At 71.1% G+C, this 2,637-nt stretch carries 2 protein-coding genes; both read left to right on the plus strand.

Going from position 1 to position 2,637, the window contains the following annotated elements; genetic code table 11:
* Positions 1–1,686 (plus strand): outer membrane protein assembly factor BamB family protein (locus FGF04_RS35700; protein WP_235882668.1); only part of this gene is annotated, 1,686 nt, incomplete at its 5' end.
* Positions 1,687–1,965: 279 nt separating this feature from the next.
* The coding region (locus FGF04_RS35705) for a helix-turn-helix transcriptional regulator (protein WP_149515544.1) at positions 1,966–2,637 on the plus strand (672 nt) is incomplete at its 3' end.

A 2,637-nucleotide genomic window follows, 5' to 3' on the forward strand; every position in this document is an offset into this window, starting at 1 on the left:
CCCCCGGCCGGACAGCCCGCCGCGCCGCAGGGCCCGCCCCAGGGTCCGCCGCAGCAGCCGTACGGCTACCCGCAGGCTCCCGGCGCCCCGCAGGGGGTCCCGCAGCCGCCGACCGTGCCCGCCGGCTACGGCTACCCGGGCCAGCAGCCGCCGCAGGGCTACGGCTACCCGGCGCAGCAGGCCCCGTACGGCTATCCGCAGCCGCACACCATGCCGATGCAGCCGCAGGTCCCGCAGGGCGGGCCGAAGAGGAACAGCCAGGTGGCGATCATCGTCGCGGCCGTGGTGGCCATCGCGCTGATCATCGGCGGCGGCGTCCTGTACGCGAACTCCTCCGACAAGGACGACAAGGACACCTCCGCGGGCACCGGCGGCACCGGGGGCAAGGACGGCAAGGGCGACGGCGGCGACGGTGCGGGCACCGGCGGCGGTTCGGAGAAGGTGCCCGCCAGCACCAGCGCGAAGGTCCTCTTCCAGCTGCCCGCGCCCGAGGTCCCCAAGAAGGAGGTCTGGAGCGTCGAGGGCTCCTGGCTGACGGACGAGGTGTACGCCAAGGCGGGCGTCCGCAAGGTCGTCGGGTACGACCCGGACACCGGCAAGGAGTCCTGGACCCTGCCGCTCAAGGGCCTGACCTGCGGAGCCTCTCCCGAGGTCACCAAGGACGGCGTCGCCGTGGTGATCGCGGAGGAGGCCAAGCGCACCAAGGCCGACCCGTACCCGCAGTGCACCGAGGTGACCGCGTTCGACGTGAACAGCGGCAAGGAGGTGTGGACGAAGTCGGTCGCGCCGGGCGGCGGTGAGAAGGCCAAGTTCAAGGAGGCCAGCATCACCGGCACCACGGTCGCGCTGGGCTCGGGCCTGGACGGCGGTGCCGCCCTCGACATCCGCAACGGCAAGGTGCTGTGGCAGCCGAAGGTCGAGGCCTGCGAGGACGTCGGCTACGCGGGCGGCGAGCAGCTGGTCGCGGTCCGCAAGTGCGGCGACTACGGCAGCGAGACGTACGAGGTCCAGCTGCTCGACCCCACGTCGGGCACGGTCAAGTGGAGCTACAAGCTCCCCGCTGGCATCGACAACGCCAAGGTCATCTCCACCAAGCCGGTCGTCTTCGGCGTGGACTCGGGGGAGATCACCGCGTCCGGCGCGACCGACGTCTTCTCGCTGGACGACAGCGGCAAGCTGCGTACGAAGATCACGCTGGAGGACGGCAAGTACGAGCACGACTGCGGTGTGAACAAGATCCACGACTGCCGGGCGATCGCGGTCGGCAACGACAAGCTGTACGTGCCGACCAAGCAGCACGAGGGCGCGGAGCAGTACAGCCGGGTCAACGAGATCGTGTCCTTCTCGCTGGCCTCGGGCAAGACCACCAGCGACCGCGCCGACGCCGGTGACGGCTACGAGATCTGGCCGGTGCGGATGGACGGCACCAACATCATCGCGTACAAGAACGGCCCCTACGACAAGGGTTCGCAGGTCGTCTCCATCGACGGGAAGACCTTCAAGGAGACGAAGCTCCTGGAGACCCCGGCGACCGACCAGGTCCGCAGCGCGATCAGCGGCATGGTGCCCAAGTCGTCGGAGATGCTGTACGGCAGCGGCCGGCTCTTCATGGCCGAGGACCTGATCAGCGCGCCCTACTCGAAGGACGAGAAGGACTACACGGCGATCGGCTTCGGCGCGAAGTAGCCCGGCGCTGCGGCCCGGTGGTACGACGGTCAAGCGTTCGCCCGTCGATCACGGCTCCGTCCCTGCTCAGGGGCGGGGCCGTTCTCGTACCCCCCATCGCTCGCGAATGCGAGGAATTTCGGAAATCCGGGGCACTTCTCTCCGGTAGGGGAAGCGCAACGTCGAACAAGCGTGTAGCTTCCGGGGGATGGAGAGCCGGGGGGCTCCTGTCCATGGGGTACCGGAGGGACCTTGGGGGGTACCGGAGGGACCTTGGGGGGGACTGGGGGGTTGGGCTCGATGGGAGTGCGGCTCATGGTGGTCGACGACCACCGACTGCTCGCCGAGGCGCTGGCCTCGGCCCTGAAACTGCGCGGACACCGGGTGCTGGCCGCCGCCGCGCCCGCCGCGGGGGCGGCGGAACTGGTGATCACGAGGGCACCCGAGGTGTGCCTGATCGGTACGGCCACACCCGCCGAACCGGGCATCTTCGACCCGGTGGTGAAGATCAAGCGGGATCGCCCGCAGGTGGCGGTGCTGGTCCTCGGGCCGGTGCCCAACCCGCGCGGGATCGCCGCCGCGTTCGCCGCCGGCGCCTCCGGTTACGTCCGGCACGACGAGCGGATAGAGGGGGTCGAGCGGGCCATCATGAAGGCGCGTGCCGGGGAGGCCGCGGTCGCGCCGCAGCTGCTGCAGGGCGCCTTCAGCGAGCTCCTCAACCCGGCGGCGCAGCCCGACGACGAGGGGCAGCGGCTGCTCCAGATGCTGACGCCCCGCGAGGTCGAGGTGCTGGTGCGGGTGGCCGACGGCGAGGACACCCGGCTCATCGCGGCGGGCATGGGCATAGCGCCGAGCACCGCGCGCACGCACGTGCAGCGGGTCCTGATGAAGCTGGGCGTGGGCTCCCGCCTGGAGGCCGCGGCACTCGCGGCCCGCACGGGCCTGCTCGACCGAGCGGGCCCGGTCCCCCAC

Source organism: Streptomyces apricus, assembly GCF_008369065.1.
Taxonomy (GTDB): Bacteria; Actinomycetota; Actinomycetes; order Streptomycetales; family Streptomycetaceae; genus Streptomyces; species Streptomyces apricus.